The 23,862-nt window shown below is 64.2% G+C and carries 30 protein-coding genes and 2 pseudogenes; 30 read left to right on the top strand and 2 right to left on the bottom strand.

Going from position 1 to position 23,862, the window contains the following annotated elements; translation table 11 throughout:
* Positions 1-37: 37 nt before the first annotated feature.
* Both K7W41_RS19805 and K7W41_RS19800 read right to left on the bottom strand, forming a co-directional pair.
* A pseudogene (locus K7W41_RS19805) lies at positions 38-1,040 on the bottom strand (IS630 family transposase).
* 42 nt (positions 1,041-1,082) lie between these two features.
* On the bottom strand, positions 1,083-1,403 hold the full coding sequence (locus K7W41_RS19800; protein WP_224611973.1) for a hypothetical protein: 321 nt from the start codon (positions 1,401-1,403) through the stop codon (positions 1,083-1,085).
* A 558-nt stretch (positions 1,404-1,961) separates the two neighbouring features.
* On the opposite strand from K7W41_RS19800, the gene K7W41_RS19795 reads away from it, so the two are divergent.
* The 30 genes and pseudogenes from K7W41_RS19795 to K7W41_RS19645 form a co-directional block, all read left to right on the top strand.
* The gene (locus K7W41_RS19795; protein ID WP_224611972.1) at positions 1,962-2,297 is read left to right on the top strand and encodes a hypothetical protein; all 336 of its coding nucleotides are present in this window, start codon (positions 1,962-1,964) and stop codon (positions 2,295-2,297) included.
* Complete coding sequence (locus tag K7W41_RS19790) at positions 2,290-2,556, top strand: hypothetical protein (RefSeq protein WP_224611971.1); 267 nt, start codon at positions 2,290-2,292, stop codon at positions 2,554-2,556. Before K7W41_RS19795 ends, K7W41_RS19790 begins: the two co-directional genes overlap by 8 nt.
* Complete coding sequence (locus tag K7W41_RS19785) at positions 2,553-3,161, top strand: hypothetical protein (protein ID WP_224611970.1); 609 nt, start codon at positions 2,553-2,555, stop codon at positions 3,159-3,161. Before K7W41_RS19790 ends, K7W41_RS19785 begins: the two co-directional genes overlap by 4 nt.
* Entirely contained in the window at positions 3,158-3,565 is a 408-nt protein-coding gene (locus K7W41_RS19780) for a hypothetical protein (RefSeq protein ID WP_224611969.1), read from the top strand. The genes K7W41_RS19785 and K7W41_RS19780 overlap by 4 nt, the downstream gene beginning before the upstream one ends.
* A 253-nt stretch (positions 3,566-3,818) precedes the next feature.
* On the top strand, positions 3,819-4,808 hold the full coding sequence (locus tag K7W41_RS19775) for a hypothetical protein (RefSeq protein WP_224611968.1): 990 nt from the start codon (positions 3,819-3,821) through the stop codon (positions 4,806-4,808).
* A gap of 14 nt (positions 4,809-4,822) precedes the next feature.
* The gene (locus tag K7W41_RS19770; protein WP_224611967.1) at positions 4,823-6,355 is read left to right on the top strand and encodes an ATP-binding protein; all 1,533 of its coding nucleotides are present in this window, start codon (positions 4,823-4,825) and stop codon (positions 6,353-6,355) included.
* Between the two features lie 116 nt (positions 6,356-6,471).
* Positions 6,472-7,896 (top strand): DNA modification methylase, encoded by a 1,425-nt coding sequence (locus tag K7W41_RS19765; RefSeq protein ID WP_224611966.1) that lies wholly within the window; start codon positions 6,472-6,474, stop codon positions 7,894-7,896.
* A 215-nt stretch (positions 7,897-8,111) separates the two neighbouring features.
* Positions 8,112-9,092, top strand: coding sequence for a hypothetical protein (locus tag K7W41_RS19760; RefSeq protein ID WP_224611965.1), 981 nt, complete (start codon positions 8,112-8,114; stop codon positions 9,090-9,092).
* 188 nt (positions 9,093-9,280) lie between these two features.
* Positions 9,281-9,691 carry a hypothetical protein gene (locus tag K7W41_RS19755; protein WP_224611964.1) on the top strand — a complete coding sequence of 137 codons (411 nt, stop codon included), beginning with the start codon at positions 9,281-9,283 and terminating at the stop codon, positions 9,689-9,691.
* 34 nt (positions 9,692-9,725) lie between these two features.
* Positions 9,726-10,562 carry a terminase small subunit gene (locus K7W41_RS19750; RefSeq protein WP_224611963.1) on the top strand — a complete coding sequence of 279 codons (837 nt, stop codon included), beginning with the start codon at positions 9,726-9,728 and terminating at the stop codon, positions 10,560-10,562.
* Positions 10,559-10,699: a hypothetical protein gene (locus tag K7W41_RS19745; RefSeq protein WP_224611962.1), complete on the top strand. Its 141-nt coding sequence runs from the start codon at positions 10,559-10,561 to the stop codon at positions 10,697-10,699. The genes K7W41_RS19750 and K7W41_RS19745 overlap by 4 nt, the downstream gene beginning before the upstream one ends.
* A gap of 20 nt (positions 10,700-10,719) precedes the next feature.
* Positions 10,720-12,051, top strand: a complete 1,332-nt coding sequence (gene terL, locus K7W41_RS19740; protein ID WP_318010930.1) for a phage terminase large subunit — start codon at positions 10,720-10,722, stop codon at positions 12,049-12,051.
* A 17-nt stretch (positions 12,052-12,068) separates the two neighbouring features.
* Positions 12,069-13,526: a hypothetical protein gene (locus K7W41_RS19735; protein ID WP_224611961.1), complete on the top strand. Its 1,458-nt coding sequence runs from the start codon at positions 12,069-12,071 to the stop codon at positions 13,524-13,526.
* On the top strand, positions 13,523-13,714 hold the full coding sequence (locus K7W41_RS19730; protein ID WP_224611960.1) for a hypothetical protein: 192 nt from the start codon (positions 13,523-13,525) through the stop codon (positions 13,712-13,714). The genes K7W41_RS19735 and K7W41_RS19730 overlap by 4 nt, the downstream gene beginning before the upstream one ends.
* Before the next feature lie 109 nt (positions 13,715-13,823).
* Positions 13,824-14,204: a hypothetical protein gene (locus tag K7W41_RS19725; RefSeq protein ID WP_224611959.1), complete on the top strand. Its 381-nt coding sequence runs from the start codon at positions 13,824-13,826 to the stop codon at positions 14,202-14,204.
* A 9-nt stretch (positions 14,205-14,213) separates the two neighbouring features.
* Positions 14,214-15,695 carry a hypothetical protein gene (locus K7W41_RS19720; RefSeq protein WP_224611958.1) on the top strand — a complete coding sequence of 494 codons (1,482 nt, stop codon included), beginning with the start codon at positions 14,214-14,216 and terminating at the stop codon, positions 15,693-15,695.
* A 51-nt stretch (positions 15,696-15,746) separates the two neighbouring features.
* Positions 15,747-16,142, top strand: a complete 396-nt coding sequence (locus K7W41_RS19715) for a hypothetical protein (protein ID WP_224611957.1) — start codon at positions 15,747-15,749, stop codon at positions 16,140-16,142.
* 88 nt (positions 16,143-16,230) lie between these two features.
* Positions 16,231-17,445 (top strand): phage major capsid protein, encoded by a 1,215-nt coding sequence (locus K7W41_RS19710; protein ID WP_224611956.1) that lies wholly within the window; start codon positions 16,231-16,233, stop codon positions 17,443-17,445.
* Between the two features lie 72 nt (positions 17,446-17,517).
* Complete coding sequence (locus K7W41_RS19705) at positions 17,518-18,210, top strand: hypothetical protein (RefSeq protein WP_224611955.1); 693 nt, start codon at positions 17,518-17,520, stop codon at positions 18,208-18,210.
* On the top strand, positions 18,210-18,614 hold the full coding sequence (locus tag K7W41_RS19700) for a hypothetical protein (RefSeq protein ID WP_224611954.1): 405 nt from the start codon (positions 18,210-18,212) through the stop codon (positions 18,612-18,614). Before K7W41_RS19705 ends, K7W41_RS19700 begins: the two co-directional genes overlap by 1 nt.
* Positions 18,611-19,000, top strand: a complete 390-nt coding sequence (locus K7W41_RS19695; RefSeq protein WP_224611953.1) for a hypothetical protein — start codon at positions 18,611-18,613, stop codon at positions 18,998-19,000. The genes K7W41_RS19700 and K7W41_RS19695 overlap by 4 nt, the downstream gene beginning before the upstream one ends.
* Positions 19,001-19,003: 3 nt before the next feature.
* Entirely contained in the window at positions 19,004-19,453 is a 450-nt protein-coding gene (locus K7W41_RS19690; RefSeq protein ID WP_224611952.1) for a hypothetical protein, read from the top strand.
* A complete protein-coding gene (locus K7W41_RS19685; protein ID WP_224611951.1) occupies positions 19,428-20,297 on the top strand; it encodes a hypothetical protein in 870 nt (289 codons plus the stop codon). Before K7W41_RS19690 ends, K7W41_RS19685 begins: the two co-directional genes overlap by 26 nt.
* Positions 20,298-20,369: 72 nt before the next feature.
* Positions 20,370-20,750, top strand: a complete 381-nt coding sequence (locus K7W41_RS19680; RefSeq protein WP_224611950.1) for a hypothetical protein — start codon at positions 20,370-20,372, stop codon at positions 20,748-20,750.
* 20 nt (positions 20,751-20,770) lie between these two features.
* Entirely contained in the window at positions 20,771-21,091 is a 321-nt protein-coding gene (locus K7W41_RS19675) for a hypothetical protein (RefSeq protein ID WP_224611949.1), read from the top strand.
* Positions 21,088-21,564 carry a hypothetical protein gene (locus tag K7W41_RS19670; protein WP_224611948.1) on the top strand — a complete coding sequence of 159 codons (477 nt, stop codon included), beginning with the start codon at positions 21,088-21,090 and terminating at the stop codon, positions 21,562-21,564. The genes K7W41_RS19675 and K7W41_RS19670 overlap by 4 nt, the downstream gene beginning before the upstream one ends.
* A 159-nt stretch (positions 21,565-21,723) precedes the next feature.
* Positions 21,724-22,086 (top strand): hypothetical protein, encoded by a 363-nt coding sequence (locus K7W41_RS19665; RefSeq protein ID WP_224611947.1) that lies wholly within the window; start codon positions 21,724-21,726, stop codon positions 22,084-22,086.
* A 248-nt stretch (positions 22,087-22,334) separates the two neighbouring features.
* On the top strand, positions 22,335-23,300 hold the full coding sequence (locus K7W41_RS23610; protein WP_263489983.1) for a DUF1036 domain-containing protein: 966 nt from the start codon (positions 22,335-22,337) through the stop codon (positions 23,298-23,300).
* A 75-nt stretch (positions 23,301-23,375) separates the two neighbouring features.
* On the top strand, positions 23,376-23,675 hold the full coding sequence (locus tag K7W41_RS19650) for a hypothetical protein (RefSeq protein WP_224611946.1): 300 nt from the start codon (positions 23,376-23,378) through the stop codon (positions 23,673-23,675).
* Positions 23,654-23,808, top strand: a pseudogene (locus tag K7W41_RS19645) (IS4 family transposase); the annotation flags it as partial. The gene K7W41_RS19650 and the pseudogene K7W41_RS19645, both read left to right, overlap by 22 nt.
* Between the last annotated feature and the right edge of the window lie 54 nt (positions 23,809-23,862).

Raw genomic sequence — 23,862 nt, 5'->3', positions numbered from 1 at the left:
CCTAGTGGGTCAATTGACACGCCGCACGGCATAATGCTCAGACAGCTTCGTCGCCGTGCACCGAGCCACCCATCATCTGAAGAGGAAGCCCGATGTACCGGATGCGCTGCCAAGCCACCACGAGCTTCGCTTTCAGCACGGCGACAGAACGGGCACAGAAGTTGCCCAGCACATGGCGCTTCACATACGCCCACACCAGCTCGATAGGATTCAATTCCGGGGCGTAAGGCGGCAGAAACACCAAGGACAGTCGTTCGTGCGGCTGCACGAACGACTGTATTGCCTTCGCCCGGTGGATCCCGGCGTTATCCAGCACGACGACGATCTCTTCCTGTATGTGCTGTAGGAGATGCCGGAAGAACCGGATGACATCCCATTTGCGAATGGCGCCGGACTTCGTGTGCTGGAAGAAGCGTCAGTCCGACGTGATCGCCCCAATCGTTGAGAGTTTGTCCCAGTTGGCTGGCAAGGTGGCCAGGGGCGTCACGCCCCTGATCGACCATGTGCGGCGACGCACGCCTTTCAGCGAGAAGCCGACCTCATCCAGATATACGAGGATCGCGCCCTGAGCGACCTTTTTTTTTCAACTCGGGTGCCGTGTGTTCTTTCCAGGTGGCCATCCGAAGTTCATTGCGCTCAGCCGCACGTCCATCCGGCATTTGAGGCGTAAACCCCAACTGGCGAAGGATTTTTCGGACGTGATTGTGGTGATACCACACATCGAACTTCCGCCCAATCAGGTCAGTGACTCGCTGGGTGGTCCAGGTCTCGTCGGGAAAGCCATGCTGCAGTGCACCCTCCCGCAGGAGGGTGCGGACCTGGTTAAGGTGGGTGGCGGTGAGTCGAGCGGGGCGTCCAGTGGTCACCGTCGCTTGAAGACTGCCGGTGCGTTTCAACCGCTTTTTCCTGTTGCCGACAGTGTGCACGGAAACACCAAAGTGCTGGACGATCTCTTGGTGTGAACACGTGCGCTCTTGCAGCCAGGGCGTCGCGGCCAGCCGGCGTTCTTCTAGCTGGGCCCGGGAGTAGAGGGGTGCCATTCGGCCACGCCGTCAGCCTATCAGGCTGCACTTATGCCGCTATCAATAGGGGTAAGGAGGGGTGCAAAGAAAACCGGCAGCCCAAACTTGCTCCCTCTTTGTAACAGTTTGCGAGTTTTGTTCCCGATATTCACCAGTGGACGGATTTAGCTGCATGTAAAAACGCTGCCACGTGCTTTCAGTACCGAAGGGTATTCTCTCACAGGAGAGCATCTTCCACGGCCCCCAATATCCTGTAGTCATGGGCTGAACGAAAGAAACGGGTGTTTTAGTCAAATTTACAGGTGCTTGAGTGATTGATTGAGCGAAGGCTGTGGATAGTAAAGATGGAAGCATAACTACACATAAGGCAATCTTTTTCATTTAACCCTCCGAGTCAGAAAAATCAACTGCAAAGATATGAGGCGCACGCAAACAGCGCCCCCGAAAACGAAAGACTTCTCTTTGAAGTCTTTCAAATAGAGGTTAGAAAAATCTGCATCTCTGCGCAAGCGGACTTGCGCTATCGCACGTGTGTCGCTTGTGTTAGCAGCCATCCTAGAAACGCCTGGGCAGCGGCCAAGGTCGCTTCGCTCTCCTCATGCAACATCAACAGCGTGGTCCCGTGGCTTCGATTGATCAGCACTGGGATCTTCTTGGCCCTTTCTTCTCAGATCCACCCCGCTGCACTGATGGCAAAGGTCGTCCTCGTACCTCGAGCCAACCGATTCTCAATGCGATTTTGTGGATTCTCTGGACTGGTGCGCCTTAGAAGGACCTGCCTGCACACGACCCCCCACGCTCGACCGTGCACCGCCGCTTCCAGGAATGAATCAGCTCAGGTGTGTTCGACTACGCGCTGCTGATGGGACGGGTGGCGCCCCACCACCCCTGTCCTGCCGAGCGCGCGCCCGCCCCGCACCACCCAAACCGCTTTGTGCTGTGCGCTGGGGCGCCACCCGGGTGGTGCTGCTGCTCGGGCCCTGGGCGGTCAAGTGGCCCAACCCCGCGACGTGGCGCAGCTTCCTGCAGGGTCTCCTGGCCAACGATCAGGAGACCCGCTTTGCGTTCGCCGACCTGGGCTGGCCGCTGTGCCCCGTGCTCTGGGCCCTGCCCGGCGGCGCCGTCCTGGTGCAGCGCCGCGCCCGCCCCCTGACCGAGGCCGAATTCGCCGCGCTGCCCCGCGAGGCCTGGACGGACCTGCAGGACCTGGTCGAGTGGAAGCGAGACTCGTTCGGGGTCCTGGATGGGCAGGTCGTCGCGGTCGACTATGGCTGAGCGGCGCCGCTACCGCTGGCTGACCGAAGGCGAGACCTACCTGTTCCAGATGGACGCGCGCAAGACCGCCGTGCCCGAGCGCCGGGGCCAGCGCGTCGCCCTGCTGACCCTGTCCGCCCCGCGCGCGGCCTTTCCTGGCTCGCGCAACGTTCTGATCCGCTTTCCGGACGGGCTGATCATGATCACCGTCCCGGGCGTGCTGCGCCCCCTGCCCAAGGAGCCCCCCATGCATACCATCGCCCCCAAGGTCCGCCCATGAGTGGCCGTGACCGCCGTCAGGTTCGCCGGGCCATCGAGCAGCACCAGAACCGCCCCGCCCTAGTCAGCCCACCCATACCCGCCGCCGGGGTCCTGGGGGAGCCGATCGGCGCCGCCGCGCCCCTGCTGCGCCAGGACGCGCCAGGGCCCGCCGCCTCTCGCCCAACTCCGCCACCCCAGGCCGTGCCTGTGCCTGCGCCCCGGGTGGCGGCTGAGCCGGGGCCGCCCCCGACCACCCCCGAACCTGTGGTCCATCCCTTTACACCGGTGCCGTCCCTGGAGGCCCTGCTGCAGCAGCGCTACCCCAGCCCTCCCGCGCCGGATCTGCCCCCGCCCCATGAGCAGGCCCAGGACCTGCGTGACCTCCTGGCGCCGCCCAGCCCGGCCGCTGCCGAGCAGCTGCGCGCCCTGGGCATTGCCGTGCCTGCGCCCATGCCTGAGCACCTGCCCCTGCACCAGCGCCTGCTGTTCGAGCTCGTGAAAGTGCATCTCCAGATGGGCCAGGATTATTACCCGCTGGCCCGGCTGCACAGCGACCTGCCGGAACTCAAGGCCCTCGTGGGTGAAGTCCTCGCCTTCGAGCGGCCGCGAGGGGGTGAGGCGTGACCCTTCCTGCGTTGCCGGAGGCCACGCGCCACAGCCTGCGTACGGATCTGCGCCGCGTGGTGCAGGAACACATCACAGCCTCTCGTGCCGTGGAGGTTCTGGGCGATCCGGAGGCCTGGTCATTCCACGGCATCGGTGAGCGCACCTGCACCACGCTGAACTGGCGCACACCGGAAGGCTGGCATGTGGAAGTCCTGGTGTCGTTCAAGCAGGAAGGCCAGGCCTGGTATGGCCCCTGGGGCAGTGCCGCCACCTTCCGCCAGGACGGGCACCAGCTGAACCAGGAGAACACCAACGACCTCGCCCTCGTGCTGGAGAACTGCGCCCACCAGGTGCACGGCACGCGGGCGCGCAGAGACGGCGAGACCTGGCGGGGCTGGTACGGCGAGGCGGACAATGAGTGACGCGCCGCGCTCTGGCCAACGCTGGCGAGATGGGGAGGATGCCGAAGGGGTGATTGAGGCGGACGGCGCCCTGGTGGTGGTTACTCCGGAAGCCCGTGTCGGTGGGATCATCCCACCCCAGCACCCTGAAGCCCCCGGCACCGGCTGCACCTGGGTGCCCGTCGCCGACTCACCCCCACAGGTCGGCAGGGTCCGCACGTCAGCTGCGCCGCCCCGCACCCTCCCATGCCCGGTTGCTGGGTGCGGCACGCGCGTGCAGGCCCCCGGAGCCTCGCCCAGTTGTCAGCCACGCGAGTTGCCGATCAGCGCCACCCTGGCCACCCGGCCCTTCACCTGCACCTGCGAACGCCGCGCCGTGCTGGAACTGGCCCGCACAGGCCGCGGGCAGTGGAAAGTCCAGGAACTGCAGACCACCCCCGTGCAGCGCGAAGCGCACAACCTGATCGCGCACGCCCTGTTCATGGGGCAGGTGGAGCGGAACCGTACCGAGCGCCGTCCGACTGTCCGCGCTGCGGACCCGAGTTCGGCCAACATGGTCGAGGCCTTCCAGAACGCGCACCATCACTTCCGGCAGGCGGCCCTACAACTGGTGCAGGGGCACATCGCAGCCGCGCAGCGGGAAGCGGAACGCGCCCTGGCAGCCGACGCGGCCTACCAAGCGCATGCCCGGGTGGTGGCGCGCCAGCGCACGGGAGGCGTCCGGACGGGCCGCTGGCAGAACGGTGAGACCTTCTGGCTCATGCTGCCCGTCCCGCCGCCCGGGCAGTTCGGTGCGCCGCCGCAACCGCCCGTCCCGACCCGGTTCCGCTTTCAGTTTCTGGCCGTGTGGGGCACCGCGCTGGCGCCACCGGCTGAGGGCAGTGCCGTGGCCACCGTGGGCAGCAACACTGTGGAGGTCCTGAATGGGCCGGACATTGAGCGGCAGAGTGGCGTGCCGGTCGGGCCGGATGGCTGGCGGCAACTGATTGGCCTCCTCACCCGCTTTGAGGGCGGTAAGCCCGGGCAGGCGCCAGATCCGCTGGAACTGATCTGGCGCAGTGAGGACGGGAAGCTCAAGCTGCGCCAGCACATCAAAACGCGCTACCCCCGCGCCGTGCTGGCCCTGGAGGCCCTGCGCCGAACCCTCGTGCCGGCACCGGTGTACAAGGGCAGAGATCTGCCCTGGAGTGATGAGCAGGAGCCATCCTGGGTGCAGGACATGCTGGCGATTCGAGACACGAATAAAAGAAATGAGGAACCCTGACTTTACACTTGGGCATGCCGCCTGAAGCGCTAGCACGTTACAGAGAGATTCTTGCCAGGGGCCAGGAAACGCCGAAGATTGATTTCAAGCTTCAATTCAACCCTGAAGGGGACGGTCTTGCGGAGGCAGTAAAGGACTTTTGCGCTTTGGCAAATTCCTTCGACCCGGCAGACCCCGACCAGCGGCAGGGTCTGCTGTTCGTTGGGGTGAGGGACGACGGAGGTGTTCAAGGGCTGCCTGATGATTTCAATCACGACACTTTGACGTTGCGTCTGACACAACGTTTTGAGCGCCGTGTTGCGCCACCCATGCGCTTTACGGTATCTCCTCCAATTCTAGATGAGGCGTCTGGACAGAGCTTTGCAGTAATTGCCATTGAGCCACCAGTGCATCTTCCTCACCTTGCCATTCAAGAAGTGGGAAGGGTGCAACCGGGACAATGGTTCGTTCGTCGTAATTCATCGACGGTCCTTGCTGGTCCTGAAGAGTTTGCTGAACTCCACCGCCGTCTCCTAGCACAGGAGATTCACCCCATGCGCTCCGGCTTAGACCGACTCGCTGGTGAACTGGCGGTTCTGCGGGAGGAGCTTGGCCGTACTCAGGCGCGCGTGGGCGGAGGTGGAAGTTCAGTGCAGCCAACTGACCTGGCAGATGTACCTTTGGCGGAAGCCATACGCCAGGAATACGCACCGAAAGAAACCCTCTTGTTGAGCCGTATTCGTCAACTAGGTCGTGACCTGGTAGCACGCGTGCTGGAGATTGAGGCGGCCCACTTAACAGCAGGAGAGCGGATCACAGCTGAACACTTTGAAGCTGCGCTGACAGCCTTAGAGGAAGCCGCGCGGCCGATGGCTGAAGTGGGATTTGAGATCAGTGCATATGTGGACGATGCAAGGGTATGGGAAGCGTTCGCTCTGACGATGGAAGATGTGGTCAACGCTGTGGTGACTGGCCGTGTTCGCGAGGACGGCGCATTGGCACCCGTTTTGTGGTTTCCCTTCATTCTCTGTGCGTATGCTGCCGCGACGGCCGCTGTTATTCATCGGCGTTATCACCAACTGGTACCGATGCTTACTGGAACATACTTCCAGGGAAAACTTCCCATAATGCGCGCAATACGCGTTCTCCCTAGAGCGGAGGAATGGTACCGGCGAGCCACTGACAGCCGACAGTGTGCTCCTTTGGCGATCCGAGCTGTGAATGCTATGACAGGGGCAGCTGGATGGTTTGCTCACCGGGTACCGCGTGATCCAGAAGTGACAGGCCGCTTTGCTGAGATTGTGCTGTCACTTGTCTGGATGGCCACAAATAGCAAACTGAACCCAGGTGATCAGGCTCACCCTCTGCCGGGTGCCTTCCTCTACGAGTGGAGACATGGAGATGCGCTGCACCGTAGAGTGAGGCAAGATCGTGATGAGCTCCGGTCTGGGTTTCCTAACCTGCCTGATTTGCTGCGCGACTTTGACAAGAATGCATCGAGATACTCCGAGGGTGGATGCATGGTTCATTTCCACTCTCAGTTGGCCAATGCGTTGACTGAACCCTAAGAGCAGTAGCCATATTGATCCGCAGGCCAGCGCAGGCGCAACTTGCCTGTGCTGGTCCGCGTTGACACCCGGGGCACAATCGCCTATTTTTTCCTTACTCTGCGCAACGTGTCTCCATGAGCCCCCAGCGGGCCTTTTTCCGTTGCGCCCCACAACCCCGCTCCCCACCTGCGCCCCGGCCTCCCCCGGGGCGTTTCTCTTGGAGGCCTCTTCTGACCCCACGGCTGCTCAACGAACAGGTCGAACTGGTTGCCCTCGACCAGCTGCGCCCCCACCCGGAAAACCCTAACCAGGGCCATCCCGAGGCCATCGCCCAGTCCATCCGCCTCAGCGGCTGGTGGGGCACGGTCACGGCCCAACGCAACACGGGCCGCATCCTGGTCGGCGAGCACCGCTGGAAAGGCGCGCGGCTGGCCGGCCTGACCCATGTGCCCGTGTTCTGGGTGGACGTGGACGACGACCAGGCCCGCGTGATCCTGCTGGCGGACAACCGCTACGCAGAGCTGGCCACCCGCGACCCGGACGCCCTGCGCGCGCTGCTGGAACAGGTGCAGCGTGCCGGTCAGCTGGAAGGGACAGGGTATTCCAGGGCGGACCTGCAGGCCCTGATCGCCGAACTGGACGGTGAGGTCAGCCGCGAGCTGCTGACCGACGAGGATGACGCGCCCGCCCTGCAGGAGCGCCACGTCGCCCAGCCCGGCGACCTCTGGACCATCGGGGAGCACCGCGTGGGTTGCGGAGACAGCACCGACCCCGCCCAGCTGCGGCGCGTGCTGGGGGACCAGCTCGCCGATGTCATCTGGACCGACCCGCCCTACAACGTCAACTACGAGGGCAAGACCAAGGCGCGGCTCAAAATCGAGAACGACGCCATGTCGCCGGAGCAGTTCCGCGTGTTCATGGGCGCGGCGATGAACGCGATGTACGCCGTGATTAAGCCGGGCGGCTGCCTGTACGTCGCCTACGCGGAGCTGGAGGGCGCCACCTTCCGCGTGGCCTTCGATGGGGCCGGGTTCAAATACTCGCAGACCCTGGTGTGGGTGAAAAACGCCGCTGTGATGAGCCGGCAGGATTACAACTGGCGGCACGAGCCCCTGCTGTACGGCTGGAAACCCGGTGCAGGGCACTACTTCGCCCAGGACTTCACCAACACCACGGTCCTGGACCACAGCGTGGATCTGGCCAGCCTGAGTAAGACCGACCTCGTGGCCCATCTGCAGGCGATCCGCGACGCCAGCACCGGCGTGTACGAGAAGAAGCCGAACCGCAACGACCTGCACCCCACGATGAAGCCCGTCGCCCTGGTGCGGAAGTTGCTCGTGAACTCCAGCCGGCCCGGGGAGCTGGTACTGGACCCGTTCGGGGGCTCAGGCACCACCCTGATCGCCGCGCATCAGTCGGGCCGGATGGCCGCCCTGAATGAGCTAGACCCGCACTACGTCGACCAGATCATCCGCCGCGCCCAGGAGGCCACGGGGATGGTCGCCACGCGCCAGGACGGCGCGACATTCCACGAGGTTGCCCGGGAGGTGGCCGTTTGAACACACCAGACACCATGCGCCCCCCGTTCAATCGGCTCAGCCGACTAAAGCATCGCCATTGGCGAAAGCGCCGAGCGACGCTCTTGATGCCGAGGAAGGCGAGCGTGAGCCTCACGTTTTGCAGGCGGCGTGTCAGAGGTGATCATCTACACTGACGCATGCTGAATCGCTCGCTGTAGGTCACACCAACCCCCATGGTGCTTCACCCTGACGCCGTGTTGTGGCTGTTGATCCTGGTGCCCGGCGGTCTTGCGCTGACCGCGTTTGTTCTTTACGGCCGTACGATTCTCTGGTTCCGCCACCTCCCCATGGACAACACCCCCCTGTCTCAACATCTCGTCACGGTGGCAACCCCTTCAATTGACCGCCGTGCTCAAAGCTGCTTCGCACTTGAGCCCAACACCCCTGAACAGCAGGCGCAGGCCAAGCGGGCCCTCACGTGGGCGTGGTCGCCGATCGCCCAGGATCTCCTCACCCGGTACCCGCGCCGTCAGGTTCGGTACACCAGGCCATTTCTAACCCCGGAAGAACTTGAAGCGGAATTGCTCCGCACATGGGGCCAGTCTTTTCCAGCCGTGGTGGCATTCCAACGCGAATTGGCCGGCGTGACGTACCGAACGAGCTTGGGTGAAGCTGGGGATGAGTGGGCCATTTGGGGATTGGTGGCGGGAGATATCGATGGACCAGATTTTCATGAGCCGGGCGAACCTGTCGCTTGGGAATGCTGCACCTACACGACAGCGCGACCAGACGGTTACGCCATTGACCAGGAGGGGGTCTTGCGGTGGGACATACCCGTCGCCCGCAATGCCCACATCGAACTGGAACGGATTGCCTGGAAGATGCTGCGTCAAGTCGGCCCCTTTCCCGCACCGCGCCATCACCTCACCTTTTACCGATTGGCGTTGGATTTGGCGCTGGCCTTCGACGTGCTCAAACAGGCGAGCGAGCGGTGGGGGTGGGTCATTTACAGCCCGGGTGAAGACGAATTCGAGAAGCTCTACATTGGCGCCAGCGGAACCATGGCTGTTCAACAGGCGTTCGAAGATGCTGAGCATCTCCTGCTCACACTCCACAGCACTGAGCGGGCCCATGTCGAAGAAATTTACGCAGCGTTCCAGGCTTTGACGCCCTTGCCGCCACTGAATCTGCGCCCCCGTGCGGATGGCCACGTGCTCGACTGCACGGTCTGGTGATCCACTGACAAATGGGCAGTGAACGCGCGCCGTTCAAGAGCTGCCGAACGGCAGTTGCCGCCATTTGCCTCTGCCTTCAGAGAGCAGACGGCTGAGCTCGCCAGCCCTGCGCCCGTCTCGCTCCCCTGCCCCAGCGGCCCGCCTCCCTTCGAGCGCGGGCCGCGCCCCTGTGCACTGAGAGGTGACTTATGGCCCCCCGAGGGCGGAAAACCAAACTGACCCCCGCCCTGCAGGAGAAATTCATCCGCGCGGTGCGCGCCGGCAACTGCGTCGAGACCTGCTGCGACTACGTCGGGATCAACCCCGACACCTACTACGAGTGGCAGAAGCGCGGCCAGCAGGGTGGCGCCGCCAACGAGATCTACCGCGAGTTCCGCGCGGCGGTCCTGGACGCCCAGGCCAGCGCCGAGATCGAAAGCGTGGCCCGCATTCGCCTCAGTGGCCAGAAGGGCAACTGGCGGGCGGATGCCTGGTACCTGGAGCGCCGTCACCCCGACCGCTGGGGCCGCCAGCGTCTTGAGCTGACCGGCAAGGACGGCGAGCCTGTCACGCCAGGTGCGGTCGTCATCATCCCCAGCAACGGCCGGGACGACGCTTGATCCCATTTCTGTTCCCGAAAGCGAGGTGAGCCCTGTGGCCCCCAAACAGAAAGCACCCAAGCGCGGGGCCAAGGCTGCCCCGCGAGAACCCAAGGTCGAGCTGACCCCTGCGCAGCAGAAGTTCGAGGACAAGTTGCGCGAGTGCTCCCCAAAGGAACGTCTCTTCGTGAAGTTCAAGCTCGAAAAGAAGAGCCACACGGAAGCGGCCACTTTGGCGGGCTACAGCGAAAAAACCGCTCATGTGCAGGGGTCCCAGCTCTTAAAGCGACTTAGAGTTTGGGACGCGTATCTGGCGGGGCTGGAGGCCAACGGCTTCGGCATGCACGACATCCTGGGCGACATCCAGGACCTGCGCACCTTCGACCGCTCCCAGATCGAGCGCGAGATTCAGGTGCCGAGTGAAGAGTTCGTGGCCCGGCGCGTGGACGAGCTGTTGCCTGAGGTGCAGAAGCAACTCGAAGCCCTGCGCAACTACGTGAACACGCAGACCGAGGTCGAGCAGTCCACCCTGGAGCTGCAAGGTGAGCGCCTGCTCGCGCTGCAGAACAAAGCGATGGATTATGTCGAGCGCCTGGCGATCAACCCCGACGCGAAAATCGTCGAACTCCAGACCGTGTTCGTCACCAAACGCGTGCTGTGCTACGACCTGGCCAAGCAGAAGGGCCTGACCCGCTTCATCAAGAGTGTCAAACCCGGCAAGTACGGCGACGTAATCGAACTCTACGACTGGGTCACCGGCGTAGAGATGGGTGCCAAGGCCCTGGGCGTGTACAAGGAGCGCCACGAGTTGACCGGGAAAGACGGCGAGAGCCTCGGCATGGCCACCGTCATCGTGCTGCCCAACAATGGCCGAGACCGGAGCCCCGAATGACGCGCCGCCGCAAGGGGGGTGATCCCACTCCACCCCCAGCCGCACGAACCTTGCAGCCCCAACCCGGGCCGCAGACGCAGTTCTTCGAGTCGCCCGCTGACATCGTCATCTACGGCGGCGCCGCTGGGGGTGGCTAGGTAAATCCTGGTCGCTGCTGGTGGAGCCGCTCCGGCACATCAGCAACCCCCAGTTCGGGGCCGTGATCTTTCGCCGTGAGGGCGTGCAGATTTTCAACGAAGGCGGCTTGTGGGACGAGGCGATGGAGCTTTACCCCATGCTGGGGGCGCGCAGCAACCGCAATGAGAAGACGTTCTTCTTCCCCAGCGGCGCGAAAATCGGCTTTGACCATCTGCAACGGGCCGATGACGTCAAAGCCCACCAGGGCTCGCAGATCGCCCTGATCGGGTGGGACGAGCTGACCCACTTCCTCGCCTCACAGTTCTGGTACATGTTCAGCCGCAACCGCTCGAAAAGCGGCGTGCGGCCCTACATCCGGGCCAGCACCAACCCGGACCCGGACTCCTGGGTGGCCGACCTGATCGCGTGGTGGATTGATCAGGACGAGTTGCTGCCCGACGGAAGCGCCAACCCCCGCTACGGCCTCCCGATTCCAGAGCGCAGCGGGGTGGTGCGGTATTTCGTGCGGGAGAACGGCGAAATCATCTGGGGTGACAGCCCGGCAGATGTGATCGCGCAGCTGCCCTTCGCCGGGTTCACCGTGGACGACGTCAAGAGCCTGACCTTCATTCCGGCCAGCTTGGAAGACAACCAGGTGCTGATGAAGGCGGACCCGGGCTACCGGGCCAACCTCCTCACTCTGGACCCGGTGGAAAAGGCCCGGCTGCTGGGCGGGAACTGGAAGATCAAGGCGGCCGAGGGCCTGCTCTTCCGCCGTGGCTGGGTGACCTTCGTGGACGCCGTGCCCCGGGTGGCCCGCCGCATGCGGTACTGGGACCGCGCCGCCACCGAGGTCACCAAGGACAACCCCGATCCGGACTGGACTGTGGGCGTGTTGATGGCCATCACCGACGACGGGCAGATCTACATCGAAGACGTGGTGCGCGAGCGCGGCGGCCCGCTGAAGATCGAACAGACTGTCAAGGCTACCGCTGAACTGGACCGCCAGCGCTATGGCATGACGGTCACGATTGGCATTGAGCAGGACCCCGGCGCGGCGGGCAAGTCGGACGCGGCCAACTACGTACGCCTCCTGCAGGGTTTTACCGTGCGGGTCTACCCAGTCAGCACCAACAAGGTCACGCGCTTCGGCCCCTTCAGCGCGCAGGCCGAGGCCCACAACGTCCATGTGCGTCGCGCAGACTGGAACCACGCCTATCTCAGCATTCTGGAGAAATTCCCCAGCCCCACTGCCCATGACGACGACGTGGACGCCACGAGTGGGGCCTACAACGCGCTGATGGCCATGCCGGTGCTGCGGCCCCGGGGCGCCGCAGCCGCTGCTGGTCCCAGCGATGCCGACTACACCTGACCCCAGGAGGTGAACCTTTGTCCGTGATCCTTGGCCCTGATGGACGCCCGATTCGGAGTGCGTCCGCCCCCCAGACTTTTCACGAGGCCCGCGCCGTGCAGATTCGTGGCGGCCAGATGCCAGGCCCTGGCACGCCCCTGACCTCGGGGTGGCGCGACGTGACCAGCGGTGACGGTGCGCTGGGCTATGGCCGCTACGGCCCCAGCCGGGCGTACACCCGTGAGGTCAGCCGCCGCCTGTATTTCGAAAACGGCCTGTTTCAGATCGCCACTGATATCGCTGGGGCGTTCCTGGTGGGTGACGCGATCAGCTACGGCACGTTCGCAGATGACGGCCTGCGCCAGATCGTGGAGGACTTCTGGCAGGCCAACTCCTTCGAGCACCTGCTCAGCGGGCGCATGATCACGGAGTGGATGCTCAACGGTGAACAGGCCGTGCTGTTTCCCACCGGGGAGTCGTCGCCCGCCACGGATGTGCCCGCCCTGATCAGCTTGCTCGACGTGGACATGGGCGGCTTCGAGTTGGAAGTGGACACCACGCGTGGCGCCCTGCCTGCCGATATGGCCCGCGCCGTGGTGCTGCGCCAGAGCAGCGGCGACGTTCGGCGCTGGGAGGCGGGCGAGTTCACCTGGGCGGCGCACAACGCCATGTACAACGATGCGCGTGGCTGGCCCGTGGTGATGGCGGCAATGGATTTCTGCGTCGCCTACATCAATATGATGAACATGCGGCTGAACGTGCATCAGCTGCAGCAGCGCCTGCTCGCGGTGTATGAGGCGTTCATGGACCCAGCGGGCGTCGACGCCAACGGCAATCCGGACGGCGGCCGGTACGAGTGGAACCTGAAGAAATCGGGCTTCAGTCGCATGCCAGAAAACGGCGGGGTGCTGACCGTGGTGCACCAACCCGGCTATACCGACACGGACGGCACCAAATATGAAGGGGTGCGCGAGCGTATCGACTTCCTGCGCCCAGGCCAGGGGGCGTCGGAGGCCGGCAGCGACATGAAACTGATCCTGCGCATGGTGGCGCTGACCATCGGGGGGATGCCCGAACACTACTTCGGCGAGGGCGGGGGGGCGACCCGCACCACCGCGTCGGAGATGGGCCTTCCCAGTGTGCGGCTGGCCAACGTGCGCCAGGCGGCCATTCGAAACAACGTGACCCGCATCCTGCGCGCCGAGGCCAAGCGCCGGGCTGGGCCGAACGCCCGGTTTAAAACCGTGAAGGGCAGCCGCAGGAAAGTGCCGGTGGACCTGATCGAGTTCCCCCTGAACTTCCCGCAAATCCGGGAGGAAAGCTACGAGGACATCGTCAAGCGCGTTGAACTCGCGCTCACCCACGCGATCGTGGATGAAGAAACCGCCCAGGCCGACCTGGGCTACGACCCGGCCCTGATCGCCGAGCGCCGGCAGGGTCAGACCCCCAAACCCATGCCGGGCGACCCCAAGGCCCCCAAGGAGAAACAGGGATGAGGAAATCCTTCGTTCTGATGGCGCTGCTCAGTGACCTGTCCCTGGCCGGCTCGCTGAGCCAGATGCTGGTGCCCCGGCCCCCCGTCTCGCTGTTCGTGCCCCGCACCCTGCCGCACCGAGCCAACTCCCGGGCCCCCATCTGCCTGGACCGGCGCCCGGAGCGCGGCCCCGCCACCCGCCGTCAGTAGCCCTGCCCCTGGAGGTGACTGTGATGCCCCAATCCCACCCGGCCTGGCCGTGTGGCCCCTGACCCATGCCCGCTCGCCGCCCTTTCCCCGCCCCTGCGAGGTGTCCCGTATGACTGACCCGGATTCCGCCCCCATCACTGCGGCGCAGGCTGCCCAGCTGGCTCAGAAAGCTCAGCAGGACCATGCCAGGGTCAACCGCGACGCTATCAAGCCCGCTCTGACCCACGCCTACGCCGAGATTCGTCAGGCGGCGGGTGGCCGCAGCGGCCTGAACAGTGTGGAGGTCAAACTCCACACGTTTGGCATCAACCCCGACCAGCTGCTGGCGTTCCAGCGCGTCTTGCAACACGCGGGATTCAGCGCCCGCTGCCATCCCAGCGACCACAGCACATTCGTCGTGGGATGGCAGCCTGTCGCAGCAACCCGCCGCTCCAGCCCCGACCCACAGTTCGGCGTCCACGTCGGCACACAGCAGCTGCTGCGCGAGTAAAGGAGCCCTATGACCACGACCCGGAGCCCCTGCGCCCACCTCCGCTCCCTGGGGCTGATCAGCAGCCCCTTTCCCCTGCCTGCTGTGCCGTCCAGCCTCACCGCGCTACAGGAGGGGGCCGCCGAGCCCCCCACCCGCCCCACACCCGAAACCCTTCGGGAACAGGGCGTGCACGCGGGCCAGGTCGATAAGAACGTGGCCCTGCACGAACAGCCCCTGCGCCTGGGCGCCGTGCAGGAAATCAGCCGCGAGGCGGTCGAAGGCACCGACCAGGAACTGGTAACATTCCGCGCCGACATTGCGGTGTGCGACATCATCAACCTGAACTGGCGCTTTTACCCGCGCAGCGCCTACGAAGGCGCGATTGCTCGGGCGCAGAAGGCAATGGAGCAGGGCAAGCTCACCGCCCTGCTGGAGCACCCGGGCTGGGATGACGGCTGGAAAGGTCGCCTGAACGCCATTGCCGCCCGCTGGACCGCGCTGAGTATCGAAGAGCGCGAAATCGAGTGGCCGCCCGATTCCGGGCAGCGCGTCCGCAAGCCCGTGGTGTCCGGCGAGGGCGTGTACACCCGCACCGAGGGTGGCGCCCTGGTGCAGACCCTGCTGCAGGACGGTGTGTACGTCGGCATCAGCACGAACGGCTACAGCAGCGTGAAGTGGCTGACGTTTGCCGAGCTGGGGATTGATGACCCCACCGGCCTGCTCGACCCCGAAACGCCCATTGCCGTCACTGGCGACGACCTGACCTTCCTGACCATTGACTTCGTGGCCCTGCCCGCCAATGCCATCGGCCAGGTGCACGCCGAGTCCGGCCCTGCCGGCGGCTTCGCGCCGCCCCCTACCCGCCCCGCGCCCCCCGCCCCCTCACCACGTCCGGCCCCCACGCCGGCACAGGAGCAACCCGTGATTCACCCCAAAGTGCAGGAGCTGCTGACCAAGCATGGCAAGACGCTGGAACAGGTCAAGAAAGAGCACACCGGCGAGTACCAGGCCGTGCTCGAAGCGATTGCCTCGGACAGCCTGGCCCAGACCGCGCGCATCACCGAGCTGACCGGCCAGGTCACCACCCTGGAAACGAACCTCCAGGCGGCCACCGTGCGCGCTGTGACCGCCGAGCAGGGCCTGGTCAAGGAAAGCCGGGCCAAGCTGGTGGATGACGCCATTGCCGCCGCCAACCTGCCGGTGCTGCCCCCCTACCAGGACGGCGACACCCAGGTGGACCTGAACGCCCAGTGGCGCGACGCCCTGCTGGCCGAGGCGGTGCGCGCCGAGACCGACGACGCGGCCAAGGCCGTGATCACCCGCCAGGTGGCGGCCCGCCAGCACGTTCTGGGCGCCCGCCCCGTCGAGCAAACCCAGCAGCGTGAGGGTGCCCAGCGCCTGCCTGTGCCGGCGCCCAAGCTGCCCACCGGCAACAACGACCAGCCTGTGCCGCTGACCGAGGACGCCTCGCTCAGCGGCGACAGCCTGCTGGTCGGCATGCTGCGCTGACCCCAGCCCCCCGCCCCGTTTCCCCCCACTTTCCTGCCTCCGGAGGCATCCATGAAAAACCAGAAATACTACGGCGATCAGCACGGGCGTGGCCTGGCCATCGCCCTCCCCGTGCCCGATGGCACGGTCAGCGGCCGGCCCACCACCATCGGCCCGGCCGGCGACCCCGTGCTGGTGGTGCCGTTCACCGAACGCCAGACCCCAGCCCAGCGCGCGCTGGGCTGGGGCCAGGGCCTGAAGGACGGCGAGGCCAGCTGCTACGTGCCCGGCTTCGGCCAGATCCTGGACCTCGGGGCCATGCCCGCCGGCGTCGTGATCGGCCAGAAGGTTTATCTCAGCGCCGCCGGGATGCTGACCACCACCACCACCGACCTGTACGTGGGGCGCGTCATGCCCATTGAAGGGCCGGGCGGCGGCTTGGGGGTGGCGATCCGGGTCAACACCTGAAGCCTGAACTTGTTCCAGGGCCGCCCAAGCACCTGCTGGGCGGCCCCGTCGTCTGTCGCCACATCCCCCATCCCGGGAGGGACCCCCTGTGAAAAAGGACCAGATCACCGCCACGTTCCACAAGTTCCGCGAGGCCATCCGCAGCCGCCCCGCGCTGCGCGGCCAGGACGCCAACCAGCTGACCGGGACCTTCCTGGCCCTGGCCAGCCTCAAGCGATTCCATGAAGGCTTTGGCGGTCAGCTGTTCAAGCAGCAACTCAAGGCCGGCGCCGAACTGCGCGCCACCAACCCCGAGGCCTACGCGGCCACCCTGCGCCGCGTGCAGCCCTACCTGAACGATATCCAGGACCTGGGCCAGGACGCGGTGCGCGTGGTCGAAACCCTGACCAGCACCGACCTGAGCTTCGCCATCGGGACCACCCGCGAGATCGAGCGCGACGGGCAGGCCAACCCGTTCAACACCAACCTCTACACCATCGTGCGCCGCCGCACGGTGACGGACCTGATTCCGGTCGCCACCAGCAACGGTGTGGACCTGGAAGATCCTTTCCTGGCCTTCCGCAAGGAAGGCACGCCGCACAAGCAGACCAGCTGGACCGGGCGCACCGGGACGCTGAGCGTGGCGAACATGGAGCTGGGCTTCGAGCTCACGATGGAAATGCTGATGCGCGACCGGCTGGGCGAGTTCCTGGATGCGCAGGAAGAGCTGGGCAAAGCGGCGGCGCGTACGCGCGCCTGGACGATCATGGACGCCATCCGCCGCAAGGCTGAGCGCATCACGATACCCGTGACGGGCCCGGCGGGACCTGTGCTGGCGAACATCACGGCTGTTGACGCGCTGCTGGGTTACCGCGTGATTCACGGGCGGGAATACATCCGCCGCCTGACGGATCTGTACGTGCCTGGGCAGTACCGTGGTCAGGCGAACACCGCGCGCAACACGCAGACGCTCGCGCCTCAGGGTGGGGCGAATGGTCCGGCCACGCAGGTCAGCACCAGCAACCCGCTGTACCAGGCGTACGAGGTGCACGCCGAGGAAATCCTCTCGCGCATGGACGTCAGTGGCTACCCTGGCCACTCCAAAACCGACTACATCGCCGCCGACCGGGACGCGGAGCCGGTGGACTTCGCCACCCTGCAGGGCTATGAGGGCGGCGCGCGCCTGTTCGCCCGTGTGTCCGATGTGGCGAACTTCGAGCGCATGGGCAGCTTCGACCGCCACTTAATCGAGTACAAGGCTTCCGACTGGACGGGCGCCGAAGTTCGCGACGAAAGCGGTCTCGTGATCGTTGGTACCCAGTAACCTCCCTCGCCCACTTCACATTGGGGGCCGCCTGCAACTTTGTTCCAGGCAGCCCCCATCCAGGAGCACCCCATGAAGAAACAAGAGCTCATCGTGGATAAGCGCCTGTACCACGGCCAGCAGTGGTACAACCCCGGCACTGTCTTCCCACCGGAGACCGTGGAAGTGAGTGACGAAATGCTGACTGCGTACCGCCAAGGCGGCTATCTGGCCACCCGCGACGAACTTAAGGCCCGCGAGAACCCCCAGGCGCACACCGCCGAGCAGCAGCGTGATCAGGCGCAGGCCCGGGTGGCGGAACTGGAGGCCCAGCTGGCCCAGGTCGCCCCCCCGGACCTCAGCCCCCTGTACGCGGCCCTGGACCCGAATGGGGGCGTGTCCTCGGTGGAGGATGCGGTGGCGTTTCTGCACAAGCGGCAGGCCCAGGCACAGCAGGCCAGCGCTGACCTGGTCCGCCGCGCCGAGCAGGCCGAGGGGCAGGTCTCGGCCCTCACCACCCGGGCCGAGAAGGCGGAGCAGGATCTCCAGGTCGCGCAGGCCCGCCTCACCACCTTCGAGACGGTGTTCGCGCCGGCCGAAGGCACCGAGCTGCCCGTTAACTTCGCGCGCCGGGGGGCGCTGGCCAGGATCGGGCTGACCACCTGGGAGAGCCTGCGTGGCCGCAGCGCGGCGCAGCTCACCGCCATCGAAGGCGTCACCGACGAGGACGCGGCCAAAATGGTGGAAAAGGTCGCGGCGCATTTCGCCGGCGCTGACGGGGCGTAATGACCGCGCCGCAGCCCCCCGCCCTCTCGGCGGCGGCGCGCCTGGAAGGGCGGTACGGCCTGGTCGCCGAGGATTTCGCCCTGACGCCGACCGACTACGCGCAGCGTGTGGCGCTGTGGGAGGCGATGGCCGCTGAGCAGGCGAGCGCGACGCCCGAGCAGCGCCAGGCCCACGTCCAGGTCCTGGCGCTGACCGCCGTGATCATGGCCCAGACCCGCCGGGCGGACAAGTTCCGCGCCGAGGGGGACATCACCACGGAGCGCGACATCCTGGGCCGCGTCGCCATCTTCCAGGGCTGGCTGGCCGTGGCCGAGGGGCTCGCGGGCCTGGCACCGCCCGCGGCGGCGCCTGGGCCACGCCGGGCCAACCCCAGCCCCGTCATTGACCCCTGGGGGCTGCGGTGACCCTCCGGGACGACCCTGAGCTGCAGGCGCTGCGGCGCGAGGCGCAGGGCGAGGTGCAGGCCAATGCGGGGCTGATGTTCCGGCACCGGGGCACGTTCGAGCACACCCAGGGCGGACGGACCACCCCGTATCTGTGCACGTTCAGTGTCAAAGACCCGGTCAAGGGCAACCGGGATGAGGTGGCCGCCGCTGAGGCGTTTGCCACGGCGGAGCAGGTGCCGTTCCGCGACGTTCGTCTCCTCACGGTGAATCCGGCCGATCAGCGGCCACCCAAGGGCTCCTTCCTGCGGGAACCCTGGGATGGCGGTCGGCTGGAGGTGCGCAGCTGGAGTCAGGCCAGCGATTTCACCGGCCTGCGCCGCGCCCTGTGCATCCTCCGGAGGTGAGCCGTGCTGGACCAGATCGCCAGCCGGCTGCGCGCGGCCCTGCCCGGGTCGGTGCCCATTCTCCGGCCCCTGCAGCTGCTGGACGCCGCCGACTGGCTGGAAGTGGACGAGGCCGGCGATCCCCTGCCCGAGGGGCGCAGCGGCCTGCAGGTGTATTTCGAGCAGCGCGCCCCGCTCGGGTACGTGCAGCTCTACCACGGCCAACTGGAGGTCCGCGATGGGCCCAAGGACCTGGGTCGGCTGCAGATCGACGTCATGGCCCCCAGCCTCGGGCACGCCCAGGCCCTTGATGGGCGCGTGCGCGGGGCGCTCGACACCACGCCGGTGCGGCCCACCCCGTTCAAGCTCAACAGCTGTCAGGTGCTGGAGGAGATCGACCACACCCGCATCGTCCTCATCTTCGAAACCCGCGACATAGGAGTTCCCGATGTACGACAAAGTGCAGAACACTGACAACCTCGACAAGCGCATGATCAACCTGAGCGGGGGCTACCGCCTGTTCGTGCCGGACGCGGCCAGCCCTTTCTTCAACCCCACGGCGGGCCGGCAGGCCATCAACATGGGGCACGTCCGCGCGCCCAGCGAGACCTACACCCCCACCACCAAGAAGATCGGCAGCGCCGTGTACGGCAACCTGCGCGACGTGCTGGAAGTCACCACCCGTGTGGAAGAAACCGGCACGTTTGAAACCATCTCGGTGCGCAACCACATCATTCGTGGTCTCTGGGCGGGCAGCAAAGCCGTCGCGGCGGGCGCCACGCCCATCGCGGCGTTCCAGGCCAACACCGCCTATGCCGCAGGCCAGTTCGTGGTGCCCACCTCTGCCAACGGCCACTATTACGAAGTGACCACGGCCGGCACCACCAGCAGCACCGAACCTGTTAACTGGAAAACGGACGGCACCACCAACACCAGCGGCACTGTGACCTTCACCGACCGTGGCGTCATTCCCGAGTCCAGCGGTCTGGTGGTCATTCCGCGCAACCGCGCCAGCTTCACCGGCATGCTGATCGATGTGAGCGTGAGCGCCATTGCAGGCCAGCCGCTGGAAATCTTCGTGGCGCCCGCCGTCGTGCTGCGCGGCGACGGCTACGGCTCGGGCCGCGACGGCGAGAACGAAACCGCGCTGAAGTTCGCCTACACCCTGCTCGCCCCCCCGGCGGGGTACGTGATTCCCTCGACCATTGACGCGGCGTTCAGCCCCGTGAAGGTGAATGGGGGCTACGACATCTTGGACGTGCCCGAGAACCAGGAAGTGGCGATCATCGACAAGCTGATCGCCGCGTACTACGACTGAGCCCCTCCCCAAACGCGCCGGGGCCCTGTGTCCCGGCCTGGACTTCCTTTTCGCACTGCCCGGGAGTTTCCCATGAGCTATTACAGCCGGCCCTACACCCTGACCAGCGGGGCCACCATCACGCTGGAGCCCTGGTCCTACAAGACCTTCGGTGCCTGCTACGCCGACCTGCGGGCGGTGCTCAAGGCGTTCCGCGAGCGCGCCAGCGACAGCCCCAGCCAGGAAGAGGACCTGCAACTGCTGCTGGACCGCGTGTTGCTGGCGGCCGTGCCACGGGCCGAGGACCGCGACCAGGTGCTGGGTCCGGATCTGGCCGATCTGCTGGGCGCCATCTTCGACCTGAACCGGGTTGACGAGGTGGCGGCAAAACCCCTCAGCCTGTACCAGCGTCTCCTGCAGGCCGAGTTGAGCACCCTGGAGACGCCGCCTCCGCCCTCGACCGGAAGCTCCTAGAGGAGATTGCCGACCTCATCGTGGGGATGGGCACGGGCGTCTTGGACCTGCCGCCCGCCGCGTTCGCCGACCTGCGGGCCGCCCTGGTCCGCAAAGATGCGGCGCGGCGCTACCACGCCATGACGGAACACGAGCACCTGGGCGTGAAGACCGTGTGGATCGGCGAGGGGTCTCCGCCACCGCCGCTCTACGACTACGACACCACGGCGCGCGAAGCGTACCTGCGCCACCTGCGGGATCTGGCCGGCATCCCCCATCCCCTGCCCACCTCCCAGGAGGCGCAGCTGGCCCAGGACCGCGCGAACTGGGCGGCCCTGCGCGCCCAGCGGCGGCGGCGATGAAGGCCAGAACCAAACGGGGCAGCGCCAGCGTGTTCCGGAAACGGGCCCAGGCGCTGCAGCGCAACCTGGGGGCCATCGCCCAGCAGGGCGCCCGCACGGCGGAGCTGCACGCCCGGCGGGGCGCCCTGCTGAACGTGTACCAGACCGCGCCGGGCGAGTACCGCCGCAGCAGGGCCCTGCTGCGGCACATCTATGCCAGCGGCCACGCCAGCGGCAGCGTCATCGGCATCCAGGTGGGCGACCGCGCCAATTACGCCAGCTTCGTGGAGTACGGCACCGTCCCCCACGCCCTGACCCCGGCGCAGCTGGCCAGCTACCTGGAGGCCCTGCCGCCCGGCGGGCTCCTGCGTTTCGGGCGCAGTGGCCGGGCCTACCTGCTGCCCGGACCCTTCATCGGCCCCGCCCTGTTCGCAGCGCGGCACCGCACCCACGCGCGCATCCGGCAACTGCTGCAAGAATTGTGGAAATATTGATGCCTGCTTAGATTGGTCACGCTCTGGGGGCTTGGCTCGATACGTAGGTGAGCAGGAGTCGCGGTAACTGTGGTCATCCATCTACTCCTGATCCAGATTTCAAAATCACGGATCTGCACAGGTGTCAATAAGTCAGAAGAATCGTGGTTTGATAGCAGCATGCCCGAAGGCCGCCATGACGTCTCCCTTGGCTACAAGTCGAGAAGCGCCTTGCCTGGCGGCTTAGGCAAGAACACTGACGCGGGTCTGTTGCCAGGTAAGCAGATTCGCTTTGAGGCACACACCAATCTGGGCGAAGCAGCGATCCTCACGTCAGCCCGTCTACTCCTTATGCATGTTGGCCTCTCCAACAACAGCATAGGCAAGATTGACGCTTTTGGGTTTTGTGAACTGATTGACGTTACTTTTCAGGAATGTGGGTTCATCAAGAAATTCTACGTTATTTATATAAAGTCTGCCTTATATAATTATGAATCTACCATAGCGGATCAAGTTAAAGAGATTGAGAAGGTAAGTCATTGATTGAAATTGTTGAGCCAGAAGAGAGATTTGCCAACGTGTTCAGGACTTTGTCCTTCATTCTTGTAAACCATCGTTCAAAGATGTTTGGCGAGTTGGGTAAATCAGTTGAAACCAGACTCCAAGTTGAAGAACAGGTGCTTCGGGAATATCGCTCGTAACTGTTCATCAATGCTGCGCTGAATAGTCGCCCAAGGGATGTTAGTTTGTTGCTATAAATATACACGCCGCTATTAAAAGGAGGGGTTGTAATGATAAAGTTGGACGGTCCTTATGGCAGATACTTTCGATTCGTCGTCGGTATTCATCATATTTGCCCACCACGCTCTTTTTGGAAATATTTTAGAGGTTTGTTGAATTATCGATTCATATCTATAGCATTATGCATTTTTGGTTCCAATGCCTACGCCCAGCTAAGAGCGTGTAATGATTCTAATAGCTCTATGTCCATAGCGAGGGTGGTATGGAATAGTCCTGGGTACGACTCTGTGGGATGGTATAAGATTGATGCAGGTGCATGCAGAACAATATATGACCGGCCCATGAAACCAGGCATGCCCTTCTATTATTATGCAGATAACCCGAAAGGTAATACGTGGAGTGGAGCCGATTCAAGATGGAATTTCTGTATTCACCCTAAAGATGCCTTCCGTTTCAACTGGATAGTGGACTGCCCAGAGAACCAAAAGGTCGTATTTATACGGGTGGAGAATCCATCTTACACTCGAGTCACGTTCACTTTGCCACCTATCTCTAGTGGACCAATTACTCAACAGCGGATACAGGAATGGGTCGCCTTCACCGGAGGTACTGAGCCCAAAGCTGCACCCATGCCTATTCCAGCTCCAAAACCCATGCCTATTCCAGCTCCAACACCTGTGCCTACCCCAGCTCCAACACCTGTGCCCACTTCTCCTTCCACATCTACTTGGACGCCTCGAGAGAACTTCATGTGTGCCACCCAAGCACCTCCTTCAGGTTGGGTCGTTGTCCGGCATGGTGAAAACCCTTTTCAATGTTCACAACCTGGCTCACTTCAATACAAAATCATTGATTTAAGCGATGCTCCAATGAACACTGTTGTTGCCGTGTGTGATCTCGGTCTTCCAATACCTTCAAATTGGCAGATCGTCGGGCAAACCTTTGGTGCTACTAATTTCCTCTGCACTTCTAAAGTACGTGATGGCAGAATGTTAAATATAAAAAAGCTCAATTAGGGATACATTTGTCTGCTAAGCGCGGCATTGGGTGTGGCGTTGAGTAGTCGCCTTCACTCAAAACGTGGAGGGCTCGTGGAAGCAGATCAGCATAAATTACTTGTCAGAGGTGGTCCGGCGTCGCAAACGATGTTCAGGCGGAAAATGAAAAGCTATCTGTTCGGCGCCATTACAAGCATCAAGGTCAGCGCCAGTGCACTCATCGGCAGAATTCAGATCATAGTCCCGGGTTCGTCGGAAGGCAGTGATCGTTCAGCAGGTCCTGCAGTCACGGAGCAGATGGAGAATGTGGACTACATCTCGCTTCCGAGGTCGCCTGAAGCGCGCGCCATAGCCAATTCATTGAAGAGAAAATTGCCGCCAAGCAGCCTGTGAAACGCATGACACACGGACACCGCGCGGTGTCCGTGTTCCGACAGCGTCTCGATCATCTGGAAGTCCTCCTGCTTCATCCCTCGCCTTCGTCCTGCCGGACACCTGGGACCTCATGCCCAGTTTTAACTGGTAGTCAGCCCATGGCTATGGCGCCGCTTTACGCGGCGCCATACGTCATTTGAAAAGG

The organism is Deinococcus multiflagellatus, assembly GCF_020166415.1.
Taxonomy (GTDB): Bacteria; Deinococcota; Deinococci; order Deinococcales; family Deinococcaceae; genus Deinococcus; species Deinococcus multiflagellatus.
Note: the sequence above shows the minus strand (reverse complement) of the source record. Positions and strands in the feature narration are given on the sequence as shown.

Coding starts and splice junctions, on each gene's coding strand:
- K7W41_RS19800 (WP_224611973.1), bottom strand. CDS start 1,403: ATGAAAAAGATTGCCTTATGTGTAGTTATGCTTCCATCTTTACTATCC.
- K7W41_RS19790 (WP_224611971.1), top strand. CDS start 2,290: ATGGCTGAGCGGCGCCGCTACCGCTGGCTGACCGAAGGCGAGACCTAC.
- K7W41_RS19785 (WP_224611970.1), top strand. CDS start 2,553: ATGAGTGGCCGTGACCGCCGTCAGGTTCGCCGGGCCATCGAGCAGCAC.
- K7W41_RS19770 (WP_224611967.1), top strand. CDS start 4,823: ATGCCGCCTGAAGCGCTAGCACGTTACAGAGAGATTCTTGCCAGGGGC.
- K7W41_RS19765 (WP_224611966.1), top strand. CDS start 6,472: ATGAGCCCCCAGCGGGCCTTTTTCCGTTGCGCCCCACAACCCCGCTCC.
- K7W41_RS19755 (WP_224611964.1), top strand. CDS start 9,281: ATGGCCCCCCGAGGGCGGAAAACCAAACTGACCCCCGCCCTGCAGGAG.
- K7W41_RS19745 (WP_224611962.1), top strand. CDS start 10,559: ATGACGCGCCGCCGCAAGGGGGGTGATCCCACTCCACCCCCAGCCGCA.
- K7W41_RS19730 (WP_224611960.1), top strand. CDS start 13,523: ATGAGGAAATCCTTCGTTCTGATGGCGCTGCTCAGTGACCTGTCCCTG.
- K7W41_RS19725 (WP_224611959.1), top strand. CDS start 13,824: ATGACTGACCCGGATTCCGCCCCCATCACTGCGGCGCAGGCTGCCCAG.
- K7W41_RS19720 (WP_224611958.1), top strand. CDS start 14,214: ATGACCACGACCCGGAGCCCCTGCGCCCACCTCCGCTCCCTGGGGCTG.
- K7W41_RS19715 (WP_224611957.1), top strand. CDS start 15,747: ATGAAAAACCAGAAATACTACGGCGATCAGCACGGGCGTGGCCTGGCC.
- K7W41_RS19705 (WP_224611955.1), top strand. CDS start 17,518: ATGAAGAAACAAGAGCTCATCGTGGATAAGCGCCTGTACCACGGCCAG.
- K7W41_RS19700 (WP_224611954.1), top strand. CDS start 18,210: ATGACCGCGCCGCAGCCCCCCGCCCTCTCGGCGGCGGCGCGCCTGGAA.
- K7W41_RS19685 (WP_224611951.1), top strand. CDS start 19,428: ATGTACGACAAAGTGCAGAACACTGACAACCTCGACAAGCGCATGATC.
- K7W41_RS19680 (WP_224611950.1), top strand. CDS start 20,370: ATGAGCTATTACAGCCGGCCCTACACCCTGACCAGCGGGGCCACCATC.
- K7W41_RS19670 (WP_224611948.1), top strand. CDS start 21,088: ATGAAGGCCAGAACCAAACGGGGCAGCGCCAGCGTGTTCCGGAAACGG.
- K7W41_RS19665 (WP_224611947.1), top strand. CDS start 21,724: ATGCCCGAAGGCCGCCATGACGTCTCCCTTGGCTACAAGTCGAGAAGC.
- K7W41_RS23610 (WP_263489983.1), top strand. CDS start 22,335: ATGATAAAGTTGGACGGTCCTTATGGCAGATACTTTCGATTCGTCGTC.